Here is a 16,067-nt window from a genome sequence, read left to right as displayed (position 1 = left end):
ATGTCGCTGCTGGAAAGCATTATTGGTTGGGCAACGGAAGGGGAGTTTCTCCCTTTCCTTTGGATTACCATCATCAGCCTTTGGGTCTGGTTGATGTTAGTGCTCGGCCACTATGCCGCCGATATCGGCGCCGACAAAGACGGTGACGTGCCGTTGACGGTCGTTGTTCCAAGCATCGGTAAAGGAATGACCTTTCCAACCAACAAACTCCGATTGCAATCATTCTACAAACCATTCCGCTATTTGGCCTTTTGTGTCTTTTTGGGTGGCTGCATCGGTATGGCAATTGCCGCATCTAACGCGGGATAAACAAACAGGAGACTCCTAAAAATGGCAGTCCTCATCGACGAAAATACCAAAGTGATCTGTCAGGGCTTTACCGGCTCGCAGGGCACATTTCACAGCGAACAGGCCATCGCCTATGGCACCAAGATGGTCGGCGGCGTGACCCCCGGCAAAGGCGGGATGGAGCATCTGGGTCTGCCCGTGTTCAACTCGGTCCACGAAGCCAAGCACGTGACCGAAGCCAACGCCTCGGTTATTTACGTTCCGCCTCCCTTTGCGGCTGACTCGATCCTCGAAGCGATTGATGCCGAGATGGAGGTGATCGTCTGCATCACCGAAGGCATCCCGGTTCTGGACATGATGAAGGTGAAACGCGCGCTGGAAGGTTCAAGCTCGCGCCTGATCGGCCCGAACTGCCCCGGTGTCATCACGCCTGACGCCTGCAAGATCGGCATCATGCCCGGCCACATCCACAAGCGCGGCTCGGTCGGCGTTGTGTCCCGTTCGGGCACCCTGACCTATGAGGCCGTCAAGCAGACCACCGATGTGGGTCTGGGCCAGTCCACCTGCGTGGGCATCGGCGGCGACCCGATCAAAGGCACCGAGCATATCGACGTGCTGGAATGGTTCCTGGCCGATGACGAAACCGAGTCGATCATTATGATCGGTGAGATCGGTGGCTCAGCCGAGGAAGAAGCCGCGCAGTTCCTGGCGGATGAGGCCAAGAAGGGCCGCAAAAAGCCAACCGCAGGTTTCATCGCAGGCCGTACGGCCCCTCCGGGCCGCCGCATGGGCCACGCGGGCGCAATCGTCGCCGGCGGCAAAGGTGGAGCTGAGGACAAGATCGAAGCCATGCGCTCGGCCGGTATCGTCGTGGCCGAAAGCCCGGCGCAACTGGGTGAGGCAGTGCTGGAAGCGATTGGGTAAACTGTGAACTGGGGTACAAGAACCCTTATTGGCCTTGTGGCTGCCGTCTCGGCAGCCACAACTGCCCCAGCTGTCGCCGACAGCTCAAAATTCGCTTCGGAAACCGTGGCGGCTTGTCAATCCGCCATTGATCTGGTGACGGTAACGGATAACCTGATCAAGATTGGTTGGACTCACGCTGTTCCAGCAGAACTTGATGACCGCGCAATAAAGTCTTTTGCCGCATCGTTACTTTCAGAACAGTTTGGTTATGGGGACGTTGCTGATCCGCGCATAGTAAGAACATGGGAACTTGCGCTAAAAAATGCCGCCGGTACACGCAATCTAGTAACTGTCGAAGGCACAGAACAAAAAAACCGTTGGTTTGTAAAATTGCAAACTGGGAGTGTTTTACGCATCAGCACTGATGAGTATAACACCTACAGTCAATTACGTTGCCTGATTGCACTCAAGGATGAAGACTCGCCAGTGACATTTGAGCGTTTGCTTGGGGGTTCAGGACGCGACCCTGCGACTTTGCCTCCGGTGTACCGTCTCAGATCTCAATCTTATGAAAGCAATGGCCTAAAACGGGTTCTGGACAGTGCAGTACTGAACACCGAGCGCATTTCAACCGTTTCGGACATTGGGATAGATGTGTCCTCCATTTTCTCAACCTATATCACGAAACAGGCAGAGAACTCAAAATGACCTTCTCCGACGCCATCCGCACCTGTTTCTCGAAATTCTTCACCTTCTCGGGTCGTGCCTCGCGGCCTGAATACTGGTTCTTTTTTCTGTTCATCGTGATCTGGAGCTTTATCGCCGGGGTCATTGATGCACAGTTCTTCACTCAGGTTGCTGTGACTGAAACTGAAACATCCAAATCCGTCACCGCCACGTCTTCGGCACCGGTGCAGAGCATCGTTAGCCTGATCGTGTTCATCCCCCATCTGGCCGTCGCATGGCGGCGGATGCATGATACCGGGCGCAGCGGGCTATACGCATTGCTACCGATCCTGCTGATCGTCGGGGCGTTTGCAGTTCTGATCTTTGGCATCGGTCTTGCGTCGCATTTTCAGCACGGTGGCAGTCTGGACATCCTGTTCACCCGCGCCACGCTGCTGATCGTTGTTCCGACGCTGATCGTTCTGTTTGTGTCTCCCCTTCTGGTGTTGTGGTGGTTGACCCGCCCAAGCCAACCAGGTGCCAATAAATACGGCCCCAATCCAATTGAGGTGCCCCAGTGAACGGACTTCGAATGTATAAAAGACCCCGGCCATCGTCTTCTGGAAAGGACCGCTGAAATGGTTCTGGTGTGCCACAAGCATAAATTCATCTACCTCAAGACTACTAAGACGGCTGGCACGTCGACGGAAAAGGTCCTTCAGCCGCTTTGCGAAAAGCCGGGTCTGGGGGAACTGGAAAACGGCAAGGTTAGGATCTCAAAATACGGGATCGTCGGTGCACGGGGGCCTGGGCGGCGTGAACCGCATCCGGATTGGCAGTTCTGGCGCAAGCACAAATACCCATGGCGCAACCACATGCCGGCCTGGGAAGTCAAAGAGAACCTTGGGGCCGAAACATTCGACGAGTACACCAAAATCGCAAATGTCCGCGATCCCTTTGACCGGGCGGTGTCTCAGTTTCACTTCATGAAATACCTGCAGAACCTGCCCTCGGAAGATCCGAAAACGGAATTTGAGCAGTTCAAATCGTTCATCTTGTCGGGAACCTGGTCCATCGATTGGAAGATTGTCTCGATCGACAACATTTTGATCGTGGATCGCTTTATTCGAAAGGAGCATCTGGTTGCCGACCTGAACGGTGTTTTCGCTGATTTTGGCTTGCCGGAAAACAGTTTTAACCTGGGGCATGACAAATCGATGAAGGAACGACGAAAAGGAATACCTGTGCCAGAGTATTATGACACCGAAACGATCGATACTGTCCGACGAAACATGGCCTGGGTGTTTGACAAGCTGGGCTACCCCGACAGCCCGCAGCACTGAGACCAAAACCGAAACGCCAGCCCATTCGAGGTTCGCACATGACCGAACATACGCCCAATTCCGCATTTCACGCCTCTAGCTTTATGCAGGGGCACAATGCCGAGTATCTGGAACAGCTTTATGCCCAGTACACCAAGAATCCCGGCGCGGTGGATGCCGCCTGGGCCGAGTTCTTCAAGGCCATGGGTGACGCCACGCCGGACGTGCAGCGCGAGGCCGAGGGGCCGTCATGGGCGCGCACCGACTGGCCGCCGATGCCAGCCGATGACCTAACCGGCGCGCTAACCGGCGAATGGGCCGAGATCGACGCCAAGGCAGCGGGCCAAAAGATCAAGGAAAAGGCTGCGGACAAGGGCGTTGCCGTCAGCGACGATCAGATCAAGCGCGCGGTGCTGGACAGCCTGCGGGCGCTGATGCTGATCCGGGCCTACCGTATCCGGGGCCATCTGGCCGCCAATCTGGACCCGCTGGGCATGCGCACGGCCAGTACACACCCCGAGCTGGACCCCAAAACCTATGGCTTCACCGAAGCCGACATGGACCGGCCGATCTTTATCGACAACGTTCTTGGCCTGCAGATGGCAAGCATGCGCCAGATCGTTGAAATCGTGAAACGCACCTATTGCGGCACCTTCGCGCTGCAATACATGCATATCTCTGATCCCGAACAGGCCGCGTGGCTGAAGGAACGGATCGAAGGCTATGGCAAGGAAATCGCCTTCACCAAGGAGGGCCGCAAGGCGATCCTGAACAAGATGGTCGAGGCCGAAGGTTTTGAGAAATTCCTGCACGTCAAATACATGGGCACCAAGCGCTTCGGTCTGGACGGCGGCGAGGCCCTGATCCCGGCGATGGAGCAGATCATCAAACGCGGTGGCGCCCTGGGCGTTCGGGACATCGTGATAGGCATGCCGCACCGGGGCCGCCTGAACATTCTGGCCAACGTGATGCGCAAGCCCTATCGCGCGATCTTCAACGAATTCCAGGGGGGCAGCTTCAAGCCCGAAGACGTGGATGGTTCGGGCGACGTGAAATATCACCTCGGCGCCTCCAGCGACCGTGAGTTTGATGGCAACTCGGTCCACCTGTCACTGACCGCGAACCCCTCGCACCTTGAGGCGGTGAACCCGGTGGTGCTGGGCAAGGTCCGCGCCAAGCAAGACCAGTTGAAAGACGATGACCGCACGACAGTGATGGGCATCCTGCTGCATGGCGACGCGGCATTTGCCGGTCAGGGAGTTGTGGCCGAAGGCTTTGGCTTGTCGGGTCTGCGCGGGCACAAGACCGGCGGCACCATGCACATCGTGGTCAATAACCAAATCGGTTTCACCACCGCTCCGCACTTCTCACGCTCCAGCCCATATCCCACGGATATCGCGCTGATGGTCGAAGCACCGATCTTCCACGTGAACGGTGACGATCCCGAGGCCGTCGTACACGCCGCCAAGGTCGCAACCGAGTTCCGCCAGAAGTTCCACAAAGACGTCGTGATCGACATCTTCTGCTATCGCCGGTTTGGTCACAATGAGGGCGACGAGCCCATGTTCACCAATCCGATCATGTATAAGAAGATCAAAACCCATAAGACCACGCTGTCGCTGTACACCGAGCGTTTGGTCAAGGACGGTCTGATCCCCGAGGGTGAGATCGAGGATATGAAAGCCGCCTTTCAGGCCCATCTGAACGATGAGTTCGACGCGGGCAAAGACTATAAACCGAACAAGGCTGACTGGCTGGACGGGCGCTGGTCACATCTGGACAAGAACAAAGAAGAATATGTCCGCGGCGAAACCGCGATCACGCCGGACACTCTGGTCGAGATCGGCAAGGCCCTGACGCATGCACCCGCCGACGTTGCCCTGCACAAGACCGTCGGGCGGTTGCTGGATCACAAGAAGAACATGTTCGACAGCGGCAAGGGCTTTGACTGGGCCACGGGCGAGGCATTGGCCTTTGGCTCGTTGCTGACCGAAGGATTCCCGGTGCGCCTGTCCGGTCAGGACGCGACACGCGGCACCTTTAGTCAACGTCACTCGGGCTTTGTGCATCAGGAAAGCGAAGAGCGGTATTACCCGCTGAACAACATCCGTGCAGGCCAGTCGAAATACGAAGTGATCGACTCGATGCTCAGCGAATACGCTGTACTGGGTTTCGAATACGGGTTTTCATTGGCCGAACCGAACGCACTAACCCTGTGGGAAGCGCAGTTCGGAGACTTTGCCAACGGTGCGCAGATCATGTTCGATCAGTTCATCAGCTCGGGCGAAAGCAAATGGCTGCGCATGTCCGGTCTGGTCTGCCTGCTGCCGCACGGGTTTGAAGGGCAAGGGCCCGAACACTCATCCGCACGGCTTGAGCGGTTCCTGCAGATGTGTGGTCAGGATAACTGGATCGTGGCGAACTGTACGACGCCTGCGAACTACTTCCACATCCTGCGCCGTCAGCTGCACCGCACCTTCCGCAAACCGCTGATCCTGGTGACGCCTAAATCGCTGCTGCGCCACAAGCTGGCGGTCAGCACTGCCGACGAATTCACCACGGGCTCAAGCTTCCACCGGGTGCTGTGGGATGATGCACAACACGGCAATTCGGACACCAAGCTGGTCAAGGATAACAAGATCAAGCGGGTCGTGATGTGTTCCGGCAAGGTCTACTATGACCTGCTGGAAGAACGCGACGCCCGCGGGATCGACGACGTCTATCTGATGCGGATCGAGCAGTTCTACCCCTTCCCCGCCCACTCGCTGATCAATGAGCTTGAGCGTTTCAAAGGGGCCGAGATGGTCTGGTGTCAGGAAGAACCCAAGAACCAGGGCGCCTGGACCTTTATCGAACCCAATATCGAATGGGTGCTGACCCGCATCGGCGCCAAACACACAAGGCCGATTTATGTCGGCCGCGCAACCTCGGCTTCGCCCGCGACGGGTCTGGCCAGCCAACACAAAGCTCAACAAGAGGCGCTTGTGAACGAAGCGCTGAGCCTCGAAGGAAAGTAAACGATGACCATTGAAGTTCGTGTACCTACGCTAGGCGAATCCGTCACCGAAGCTACGGTTGCCACCTGGTTCAAGAAGCCTGGTGACGCTGTGGCCGTGGATGAGATGCTCTGTGAGCTTGAAACCGACAAGGTAACGGTCGAGGTTCCAGCCCCCGCTGCCGGTGTGATGGGCGAAATCGTCGCTGCCGAAGGTGAAACCGTAGGCGTTGACGCACTGCTGGCCACCATCACCGCAGGCGAAGGTGCTGCTCCGGCACCCGCCGCTGCCCCGGCCCCTGCTGCCGCGCCTGCAGCGGCCGCTGGTGGTGGCAGCGTCGATGTGATGGTGCCCACTTTGGGTGAATCCGTGACCGAGGCTACCGTTTCGACCTGGTTCAAACAGGTTGGCGATGCCGTGGCGCAAGACGAAATGCTGTGCGAATTGGAAACCGATAAGGTCTCGGTTGAGGTTCCGGCACCGGCTGCTGGTGTTCTGGCGGAAATCGTAGCGCCCGAAGGCACCACCGTGGACGCCTCGGCCAAGCTGGCCGTGATTTCGGGTTCGGGTGCTGGAGCCGCCCCGGCCGCAGTTCCTTCCGCCGCAGCAGCGCCTGCAGCAGCCACCGCTGGTAAAGACGTGGCCAATGCACCCTCGGCTGAGAAAGCGATGGCCGAGGCTGGTTTGTCCGCCGATCAGGTTACAGGTACTGGCCGCGATGGCCGCATCATGAAAGAGGACGTGACCCGCGCCGCATCGGCCCCCGCAGCCGCGGCTGCGGCCCCTGCCCCAGCGCCTGCACCTGCACCGCGCGCACCGGTCGCAGCAGGTGATGCCGCGCGCGAGGAACGGGTCAAGATGACCCGCCTGCGCCAGACCATCGCCAAGCGTCTGAAAGACAGTCAGAACACCGCCGCCATGCTGACCACTTATAACGAGGTGGACATGACCGAGGTGATGGCCCTGCGTAACCAGTACAAAGACCAGTTCGAAAAGAAGCACGGCGTGCGTCTGGGCTTTATGTCTTTCTTCACCAAGGCCTGCTGCCACGCGCTGAAAGAAGTGCCTGAAGTGAATGCGGAAATCGACGGCACCGACATCGTCTACAAGAACTTTGTACATATGGGCGTTGCCGCCGGAACGCCGACCGGTCTTGTGGTTCCGGTTATCCGCGACGCGGATTCGATGTCCTTTGCCCAGATCGAAAAAGCCATCGCCGAAAAAGGCAAGCGCGCCCGTGATGGCAAGCTGTCAATGGAGGAGATGCAGGGCGGCACCTTCACCATCTCGAATGGCGGTGTCTATGGCTCGTTAATGTCCTCGCCGATCTTGAACCCGCCGCAATCGGGTATCCTGGGCATGCACAAGATTCAGGACCGTCCGATGGCAATCAACGGTCAGGTCGTGATCCGTCCGATGATGTATCTGGCCCTGTCCTATGACCACCGGATCGTTGACGGCAAAGGCGCCGTGACCTTCCTTGTTCGCGTAAAAGAGGCGCTGGAAGATCCGCGCCGCCTGTTGATGGATCTGTAATTATGGCAACGCATGTATTGTGGCAGGCCGATGTGGCCGATTTCGATGCCTGGCTGAAAGTGTTTCGTGAGGATACGCCAATGCGCAAGGCTGCGGGTATCCGCGACTTGCACGTCTGGCGTGACCCGGATCAGGCCGACCATGCCATTGCCATGTTCGAGGTTACGAACCTGGACAAGGCCCGCGCCTTTTTCGGATCTGAGGAATTGGCGATGCACCATGAACGGGGCGGCATCGCCCATATCACGATCAAGCTGCTGGAACCGGTTTGAAGTAAGCACAGCATGATCCAACCACTTTGGATCATGCGGCCACCGGCCAATCCGGTCGACTTAGGAGAGTAAAATGGCAAACTATGATGTCATCGTAATCGGCGCCGGCCCCGGCGGCTATGTCTGCGCCATCCGTTGCGCCCAGCTGGGCCTGAAAACCGCCGTTGTCGAAGGGCGTGAAACCCTGGGAGGCACCTGTCTGAACGTGGGTTGTATCCCGTCAAAGGCGCTGCTGCACGCTTCACATCAATTGCATGAGGCCGAGCATAACTTTGCCAAAATGGGCCTCAAGGGCAAAAGCCCCTCAGTCGACTGGAAACAGATGCAGGCCTACAAGGAAGAAACCATCGAGGGCAACACCAAAGGCATCGAGTTCCTGTTCAAAAAGAACAAGATCGACTGGCTGAAAGGTTGGGGCTCGATCCCTGCTGCTGGTCAGGTCAAGGTGGGGGATGAGGTTCACTCGGCCAAGAACATTATCATCGCCTCCGGGTCTGAACCGTCCTCGCTGCCTGGTGTAGACGTTGACGAAAAGGTTGTCGTGACCTCGACTGGTGCGCTGTCACTTGGCAAGATTCCCAAGAAGATGGTCGTGATTGGTGCCGGTGTGATCGGGTTGGAACTTGGCTCGGTTTATCAGCGATTGGGGGCCGAAGTGACGGTGATTGAGTTCCTCAAGGAAATCACACCGGGCATGGACCCCGAGGTTCAGAAGACTTTCCAGCGCATTCTCAAGAAACAGGGCTTGAAGTTTGTGATGGGCGCAGCGGTGCAAAAGACCGAAGCGACCAAAACCAAGGCCAAGGTCACCTATAAACTTCTGAAAGACGACAGCGAGCATGTGATCGACGCGGATACCGTGTTGGTCGCCACCGGGCGCAAGCCGTTCTCTGACGGGTTGGGACTGGAGGCTCTGGGGGTCGAAATGACACCGCGCGGTCAGATCAAAGTTGGTAGCGACTGGCAGACAAACGTACCGGGAGTCTACGCCATCGGCGACGTGACCGAAGGCCCGATGCTGGCCCACAAGGCCGAGGATGAGGGCATGGCCGCTGCTGAACAGGTCGCGGGCAAGCATGGCCACGTGAACTATGGCGTCATTCCCGGCGTGATCTACACTTGGCCCGAAGTGGCCAATGTGGGTGAAACCGAAGAGACGCTGAAAGCACAGGGCCGCAACTACAAAGTCGGCAAGTTCATGTTCATGGGCAACGGGCGCGCCAAGGCGAACTTTGCCGCCGATGGCTTTGTGAAGATCCTGGCCGACAAGGACACGGACCGCATTCTGGGCTGTCACATCATCGGCCCGGCAGCGGGTGATCTGATCCACGAGGTCTGCGTGGCGATGGAATTCGGTGCGTCAGCCGAGGATCTGGCCCTAACCTGCCACGCTCACCCGACCTATTCGGAAGCGGTGCGCGAAGCTGCACTGGCTTGTGGTGACGGTCCGATCCACTCGTAGGACAGAACTGACTCAACCGGAGTTAGCGAGGCTCTGCCTCGCGCTCCGAGATATTTTTGGCAAGATGAAAAGGCAGATTCCTCGTTCATTTGGCCATAAAATACCTCGGGGGAGTTGCGGCTTGCCGCAGCGGGGGCAGAGTCCCCATTTACCACATCGTTTTTGCAGCGCGTGCGCCCCATTCTGAATCGTAGCGTTCACCGCCCTCCTCACCCTGACTTGCCTCGGCCAAAATCTCGCCAATACTTGGCAACTCGGCGGAATTGTCACCCGAGGTCCAAATTTCAGCGCGCATCAAGGCACGGGCGCATTGCGTGTAGATCTCGGTGATTTCGATAAAGATGACCGTGGCTGGCTGTTTGCCGTGTTTCTCAAACCGGGCGCGCAGGTCTGCATCCGCAGTCAGTCGGGCCGTTCCATTCACACGCACCACGTTGTTTGAACCCGATACCATAAACATCAAGGCCACACGCGGATCACGCACAATATTGCGCAGGGAATCCAATCGATTATTGCCGCGCCAGTCCGGAAGGGCCAGCGTATTTGGATTAAGCTCTAACACCGCCGGGCCATCATCTCCGCGGGGGCTGCCATCCACACCTTCGGGACCCACGGTACTGAGGATACAAAGCCGCGAGGTCATGATCCATTTGCGATAAAGTGGCGTCAGGCTGTGTACCACTTTTCGAAAAGAGGCCGCGCCGGGCGGTCTGTTGTAGATCTCTTCGAGCGATTTGATGTCCTTAATGAACTCCATCCGGATCAAACCCCACTTCTTTCATCAATGCATTGGATCGCGTCTCAATCACGTCTTCCAATCGACCAAGAAACGAATTGCGCGCAACCCCCGGCTCGATCGGATCAAGAAAGTCCACTATCGCCAAACCCGGTTTGCGCAGAACACCTGTGCGCGGCCAGAAAACTCCGGCATTTGTCGCAACCGGGACACATGGAAATCCCAACCCCTCATACAGAACCGCTGTGCCCACTTTGTAAGGTTTCTGCACCCCTGGCGCAACGCGCGTGCCCTGCGGGTAGATCACCAATTGACCGGGCTCGGTAAATTCTTTGGCGACGTCTTTGACCATCTTGGCAACGGCAGCGCCTTTTTTACCGCGATCGACTGGGATACAGCCGAGACGCCGTGCATACATGCCGATGACTGGGGTCCACAGCAACTCTCTCTTCATGATGAATTTGCCGTGGGGAATTGCGTCGAAAATTATGATGATGTCGAGAAAGGACTGGTGCTTGGCGCCAATCACCACCTCGTCCACCGGCACTGTGCCGCGTACCTCGGATCGAATGCCGACCATCCAGCGCGCCAGCCAAAGGGTCGTGCGAGCATAGGTCTTGCAAGCCCGCAGCGCGCCGCGCTTGTTGAACAAGGCAAAAGGGGCAAACACTATACCCAGGATCAGCATCCAGACATAGATCACGATCATGAAGATCAAAGAGCGCACCCATTGAAACGCTGAGGCCATCACGAAAGCTCCTTCAATTTGCGGCTGGCGGCGGTCCAGGTTGCTAGAAAAGCAACCGTCGCGCCTAGCACTGGGATCAGTGCAGGCAGCAACCAGCCTGCCCCCTGAAAGCCCAGACCGGTCAGAAACCCGCCCTCGTCCGAGGCTTCGGGCAGCAAAAGCACCCCGGTCATGCCCAGCAGTACCCCGACAACAGCGCCAAAGAATGCCCGGTAGGTAAAACGCCGGACAAAGGCGCGGGCGATAAAGCGATCCCGGGCACCAACCAGTCGCAGCACCTCGATGATCTGAGCGTTGGCCGCAAGCGAGGCATTAGCCGCCAGTGTGATCATGGCTGCAGTTGCGCCGCCAATCAGCAGGATCGAGACCCAACCGAGCCGACGCAATGACGTCGCCGCATCGACCAGCGGTTCGCGCCATCGGGTATGGTCGTCCAGCACAGCGCCCGGCACCTCGGCCCCCAGCCGCAACCGCAGTCCGGTTGCATCCAGACCCGGATCGCCTTCGATGATCTCGATCAGTTGCGGAACGGGCAGTGTGTCCAGCGGCAGGTCAGAACCAAACCATGGCGACAACAGCGCGGCCTGCTCCTCGGTCGTCAGCGCCCTGGCCGAGGCAACACCGGGAGTTTGCGCCAGCACGGTCAACGCAGCCTCGGTCTGGGCGGCAAGCTGGTCGGCGGGGGCATTGATCCGCAAGGTGGCCGCCCCGGCCAGTTCGGTTGCCCAACGGTCGGCCAATCGCCCGGACGCCAGCGACAGAGCCAGTGCAAATACGGCCAGAAAAGCCATCGCGCCCGATACGAACAAGGTCAGATGCGCGGTGTAACCGGTGGGGGGCACCACCCGATCGGCCCGCGCATCCCGTTTCAGCAAGTTTCGGATCATCCCCTTGCTCATAGGTCTGCCCCCGCAAGTTGGACCTGCCGTTGCGAAATACGCAGCACGCGTGCCTGTACCTGGCTTTTAGCGGCGCGGATCAGGCTCAGATCATGGGTGGCGATCAGCACGGTTTTGCCCATCTTGTTCAGCTCGACCAACAGGCGCAGCAAGCGTTGCGACATCTCCCAGTCCACATTGCCAGTGGGCTCATCTGCCAGAACAACATCGGGCGACAGGATCACCGCCCGGGCCAGCGCCGCGCGCTGACGTTCACCGCCCGACAGTTCGGGCGGAAGCGCGCCCAGCCGGGTGCCAAGACCCACCCAGTTCAGCAATTCAGTCAGATCATCCCGCAATGCAGATTCCGAACGCCCCGACACCATCAGCGGCAACGAGACATTTTCGACCACCGTCATATGATCCAGAAACCGGCAATCCTGATGCACAACGCCAACCCGGCGGCGCAGCAGGGCCATCTGATCGCGATCCAACTGGGCCACGTCCTGTTCAAACGCGCTCAACCGTCCGGACGTGGGCAGCAATGCGCCGTAGCACAGTTTAAGCAAAGTGGTCTTGCCCGCGCCCGAAGGGCCGGTCAGAAAGTGGAACGAACCCGGCTGCAGTCGCAGGGACACGTTGCTCAGCAATTCACCTCCACCATAGGTGTAGCTGACATTTTCCAGCTCGATCACAAGGGCCCCCGTTCTAATTGCTGCTCTTCTTGCCCGAGCGTGGTTGTGGTTTCAATGCCTGCACCGGGGCGAATTGGTGACATTTATGCTGCCAAACCGAAAACACCCTTTGCGGTCAGGTCTTAACGGAATAACATCCCTAAAAAACTATTATCAGGTCGAGGTCCCGACCAGGAGGCAGCATGCGTCTTACGTGTCCGAATTGCGGTGCCCAATATGAGGTGCCAGACGAAGTCATCCCGGAAGAGGGCCGCGACGTTCAGTGTTCAAATTGCGAGAACACCTGGTTCCAGGCCAAATACCCGGACCAACCCGCGCCCGCAGCGGTCACGCCCATTTCAGAAGAGCCTGCAGCCGAGGAAGCCGCGACAGACCCGACCCCCACACCGGTGGATGAAGCGTTTGCCGCGGAACCGCAGGCGGAGCCTAGATCTGAACCTGCGCCGGAACCCGAAGCAACACCCGCACCAGAACCTGAAGCAGCCCCCGAGCCGGAAAAACCCGAAACAACCGGAAATATCGACCCCGCTGTTGCCGGCATCCTGCAAGAGGAAGCCGCCCGAGAGGCTGAGCTGCGTGCCCAGGAAGGCGGCAGCATAGAAACTCAGCCCGATTTAGCACTGGACACTCCTCCGGAACCTGACCCCGAACACGCCATCAAGGAACTGACGGCCACGGAAACCGCAGAAGACGCGGGCCAGAAAGATGACCTGCCCGATGTCGAGGCGATCAATTCCAGCTTGCGCAGCGACGACATCATGGGCGCAGAAGACGAGCCCGCGCCGCGTAAATCTGGCGGATTTGTGCGCGGATTTGCATTGATCCTGATTGTTGGCATCATACTGTTGCTGGTCTATGGCAACGCCCAAAAAATCAGCGAGGCTGTGCCGCAGGCCGAACCGATCCTGACCCCATATGTGTCGCTGGTGGATCAGGCACGTCTGTGGCTCGAAGCACAGACTTCGGGGACAGCACAGAACTGACCTGATTGAAAGACGGACCTAGAACCGCTCTAACAGCCGCTTGAGGTATTCCAACTCGATCTGAGGACGATCCGATTCACCGGTGCGGCGACGGATTTCGTCCAGCAATTCGCGGGCGCGACGATAGACATCCTCGCCCTGCAACAGGCTGTCATCGGTTGAGATCGAGCCATTCGAACCCGGGTTGCGGCCCAGCGGATCACGGCTGTTGGCCTGCATATCACCTTCTTGCGATCCTTGACCCGGTTGGTTCTGCTGGTTCTGGGCCAAGGCTTCACCCAGTGACCGCATACCTTCGCGCAGGGCTTCCATCGCCTCGGACTGGTTGTCGATTGCATCAGCCAGATCATCATTGCGCAGCGCGTTTTCGGCCTCGTCCATAGCCCGCCCTGCGCGGCCCAGCGCATCGCGCGCGGCATCGCCCTCGGGCGTGCCCGCACCGGGTAGATTCTGTTGCTGACGACCCAATTCATCGCGCAAAGCCTGTTGGCGATCAGCCAGCGATCCTTGCCCCTGCTGGCCGTCGCCCTGTTGATCTGCGCCGCGACCACCCTGACCTTCGTGGCTTTGCCCCCGACCCTGACCGCCATTGCGGCCTTCGTTGCCCTGGCTTTCACCAGCCTGCGCGCCAGGGTTGAACTGTTCCTGCAGATCGCGGAAAGCCTGATCGCTGAGGCCTTGCTGTTCGCGCAGGGTTTCAGCCAACCCTTCCATCGCCTGCTGGCCTTCGGATTGCTGGCCCTGCCCCTGGCCCTGAGTGACACGCATGTTTTCCATCATCCGCTGGAACTCTTCCAGCGCCTGCTGAGCCTCAGCCATGCGGCCCTGTTCCATCAGTTCCTGAATACGGTCCATCATCCGCTGCAGATCGTCCTGCGTCATCTGCAGGGATTCGCCATTCTCGCCTTGTTGGTTTTCGTCAAACTCACCGTTTTCCTGTGCCAGACGCTGCAGTTGGCGCATGTAATCCTGCGTTGCCTCGCGCAGCTCTTGCATCAGCTCAGCGATTTCCTCATCGGTGGCGCCGTTCTTCATCGCCTCGGTCAGGCGTTCCTGTGCCCGGCGCATCCGTTCCAGCGCATCGGCCAGCGTTCCGTCTTCGATGATGATCGCCAGATCCCATAGGGCCTGGGCGATCTCTTCCTGTTGTTCCAGTGTCAGCCCGTAGTCATCGAACATTTCCAATCGCCGCAGGGTCACACGAAGACGCAGATACGCGGTGTCGGATCGAAAGAACCCTTCGGGCAGATGCGAGACCGCGCGCAAAATCTGAGACACCCGGGTCGCGTTATCCCTGGCCCACAGCAAATCACGCCGCTGTTCGATCACTGCAGCGGCCAGCGGATCAAAGAAACGTCGCGCAGGCAATGTGGTCTGATACGGATCAGAGTGGCCTTCCTGATCGGCCGCATCCCGTGCCGTCAATGTAATCTTGACCGGCAAATGCGCCCAAGGGTGCTGCGAGAAATCCTCGATCAGGTCTTCGGTAAAATCGATCCGGTCGCCGGTAATCGGCATCGGAAGTTCCACGGTGATCACTTCGCGCGGTTCAGGTACAGCGGCCAGACCATAGCTCCGGCTGACCTCAGCCAGATCAAGCGCGATCACGGCTGATCCAGAGACCACGCCATAATCGTCCACAGCAGTAAACGGCAGTTTCATGCGTCCGCCAGCCTCGGTCTCGGCCTCGTCGGCGATCGCAATCTTCGGCGACGTATCCGCAATGATGTTCACGGCCCAGTTCCGCCCTGCCGGGCCATCAATCGTCAACTGGCCTGAACGGGTGGCAATAAAATCCTGTTCCACCTCAGATCCGTCTTCGGCGCCCAGGGGCGATGTCGTTTCTGTCAAGCTATGGTCGCCGACTTCGCCATAAAAGCGTAGGGTGATGCGGCTACCTTGCGGAACAGATAGTATCGGGTCTGATTGATCCGCCAGGTAAAGCGTCGGCAAGCCGGTATAGCGTGGCGGCTCCACCCATCCTTCCCAGCTGGGCCCCTGCCCAGCCGTGGCCGCGCCCGGCGTCATCTCGGCCACTGAACCAATGCGCCAGAACGATCCGAACAGAACCGCGATCACCAACGCCAGCAAGGCTGAATAACGCAACGCATAAGGATCGCGATCAGCCAGCCGCAAATCTGGTTTGACCGGCTCAGCCTGCGCCGCCCGTTGCGCCATACGCGTCTGGTGCGCCTGCCACAGCGCGACTGAATCGGCATCCATCGCCCCAATGGCCTGATCGTCCATAAGCGCCTGAATCGGACGCCCCGGCAGTGACGCATCCACCCGCATCAGCGCTTCGGCCCGTCTGGGCAGATGGAATCGCCTGATACCCCAAACCAGCGCCACCAGCAGGCCAATCACTGCGACAACACCCACTGCCCAGACCACCTCGACCCGGACGTGATCCTGCAACCCCAGCATCAACGCAGCCAGAATCGCCATGAAAATCGAGAAAAATGGCCAGAATGCACGCAAAACCTGCTCGGCCAGCATCCCTGCGTGCGTCAGCCACAGGGAAAGTCTTGGAATCGGCAGGTTATGTCTTGCGTTCAAGGCAGGCCTCCTGAGCGGGCCCG

15 protein-coding genes are annotated in these 16,067 nt (G+C 58.6%); 10 read left to right on the top strand and 5 right to left on the bottom strand.

The genetic code is table 11. From position 1 onward, the window contains the following. From ACR0DL_RS13460 to lpdA, 9 genes are all read left to right on the top strand, one after another. Positions 1 to 309 (top strand): hypothetical protein, encoded by a 309-nt coding sequence (locus ACR0DL_RS13460; RefSeq protein WP_170551633.1) that lies wholly within the window; start codon positions 1 to 3, stop codon positions 307 to 309. Between the two features lie 21 nt (positions 310 to 330). Then, the gene (sucD, locus tag ACR0DL_RS13455; RefSeq protein WP_117870362.1) at positions 331 to 1,212 is read left to right on the top strand and encodes a succinate--CoA ligase subunit alpha; all 882 of its coding nucleotides are present in this window, start codon (positions 331 to 333) and stop codon (positions 1,210 to 1,212) included. Between the two features lie 3 nt (positions 1,213 to 1,215). Then, positions 1,216 to 1,902, top strand: coding sequence for a hypothetical protein (locus ACR0DL_RS13450; RefSeq protein ID WP_480689609.1), 687 nt, complete (start codon positions 1,216 to 1,218; stop codon positions 1,900 to 1,902). Further along, the gene (locus ACR0DL_RS13445) at positions 1,899 to 2,441 is read left to right on the top strand and encodes a DUF805 domain-containing protein (RefSeq protein ID WP_480689607.1); all 543 of its coding nucleotides are present in this window, start codon (positions 1,899 to 1,901) and stop codon (positions 2,439 to 2,441) included. Before ACR0DL_RS13450 ends, ACR0DL_RS13445 begins: the two co-directional genes overlap by 4 nt. A gap of 57 nt (positions 2,442 to 2,498) precedes the next feature. Further along, positions 2,499 to 3,203: a sulfotransferase family 2 domain-containing protein gene (locus ACR0DL_RS13440; RefSeq protein WP_170397162.1), complete on the top strand. Its 705-nt coding sequence runs from the start codon at positions 2,499 to 2,501 to the stop codon at positions 3,201 to 3,203. A 38-nt stretch (positions 3,204 to 3,241) separates the two neighbouring features. Continuing rightward, a complete protein-coding gene (locus ACR0DL_RS13435; protein WP_480689605.1) occupies positions 3,242 to 6,199 on the top strand; it encodes a 2-oxoglutarate dehydrogenase E1 component in 2,958 nt (985 codons plus the stop codon). Positions 6,200 to 6,202: 3 nt separating this feature from the next. Then, a complete protein-coding gene (odhB, locus tag ACR0DL_RS13430) occupies positions 6,203 to 7,714 on the top strand; it encodes a 2-oxoglutarate dehydrogenase complex dihydrolipoyllysine-residue succinyltransferase (protein ID WP_480689603.1) in 1,512 nt (503 codons plus the stop codon). Positions 7,715 to 7,716: 2 nt separating this feature from the next. Next, positions 7,717 to 7,986: a hypothetical protein gene (locus ACR0DL_RS13425; RefSeq protein WP_170361376.1), complete on the top strand. Its 270-nt coding sequence runs from the start codon at positions 7,717 to 7,719 to the stop codon at positions 7,984 to 7,986. A 73-nt stretch (positions 7,987 to 8,059) separates the two neighbouring features. Continuing rightward, the gene (gene lpdA / locus ACR0DL_RS13420; RefSeq protein WP_170551644.1) at positions 8,060 to 9,448 is read left to right on the top strand and encodes a dihydrolipoyl dehydrogenase; all 1,389 of its coding nucleotides are present in this window, start codon (positions 8,060 to 8,062) and stop codon (positions 9,446 to 9,448) included. Between the two features lie 148 nt (positions 9,449 to 9,596). Here lpdA and ACR0DL_RS13415 read toward each other — a convergent pair whose 3' ends face one another. The 4 genes from ACR0DL_RS13415 to ACR0DL_RS13400 are packed head-to-tail and all read right to left on the bottom strand — an operon-like array spanning position 9,597 to position 12,505. After that, the gene (locus ACR0DL_RS13415) at positions 9,597 to 10,205 is read right to left on the bottom strand and encodes a pyridoxamine 5'-phosphate oxidase family protein (protein ID WP_480689601.1); all 609 of its coding nucleotides are present in this window, start codon (positions 10,203 to 10,205) and stop codon (positions 9,597 to 9,599) included. Further along, complete coding sequence (locus ACR0DL_RS13410; protein WP_480689599.1) at positions 10,192 to 10,932, bottom strand: lysophospholipid acyltransferase family protein; 741 nt, start codon at positions 10,930 to 10,932, stop codon at positions 10,192 to 10,194. Before ACR0DL_RS13410 ends, ACR0DL_RS13415 begins: the two co-directional genes overlap by 14 nt. After that, the gene (locus tag ACR0DL_RS13405; protein ID WP_480689597.1) at positions 10,932 to 11,831 is read right to left on the bottom strand and encodes a cell division protein FtsX; all 900 of its coding nucleotides are present in this window, start codon (positions 11,829 to 11,831) and stop codon (positions 10,932 to 10,934) included. The genes ACR0DL_RS13410 and ACR0DL_RS13405 overlap by 1 nt, the downstream gene beginning before the upstream one ends. Next, the gene (locus ACR0DL_RS13400; RefSeq protein ID WP_170397149.1) at positions 11,828 to 12,505 is read right to left on the bottom strand and encodes a cell division ATP-binding protein FtsE; all 678 of its coding nucleotides are present in this window, start codon (positions 12,503 to 12,505) and stop codon (positions 11,828 to 11,830) included. Before ACR0DL_RS13400 ends, ACR0DL_RS13405 begins: the two co-directional genes overlap by 4 nt. 182 nt (positions 12,506 to 12,687) lie before the next feature. Here ACR0DL_RS13400 and ACR0DL_RS13395 point away from each other — a divergent pair, with 182 nt between their 5' ends. Further along, positions 12,688 to 13,488, top strand: a complete 801-nt coding sequence (locus tag ACR0DL_RS13395) for a zinc-ribbon domain-containing protein (protein WP_480638716.1) — start codon at positions 12,688 to 12,690, stop codon at positions 13,486 to 13,488. Positions 13,489 to 13,506: 18 nt separating this feature from the next. Here the strand turns inward: ACR0DL_RS13395 and ACR0DL_RS13390 are convergent, their stop codons facing one another. After that, the gene (locus ACR0DL_RS13390) at positions 13,507 to 16,044 is read right to left on the bottom strand and encodes a TIGR02302 family protein (RefSeq protein WP_480689595.1); all 2,538 of its coding nucleotides are present in this window, start codon (positions 16,042 to 16,044) and stop codon (positions 13,507 to 13,509) included. Positions 16,045 to 16,067: the final 23 nt, after the last annotated feature.

The sequence above is a fragment of the Ruegeria sp. BB5 genome (assembly GCF_056539405.1).
This window is presented reverse-complemented; position numbering and strand designations above follow the sequence as displayed.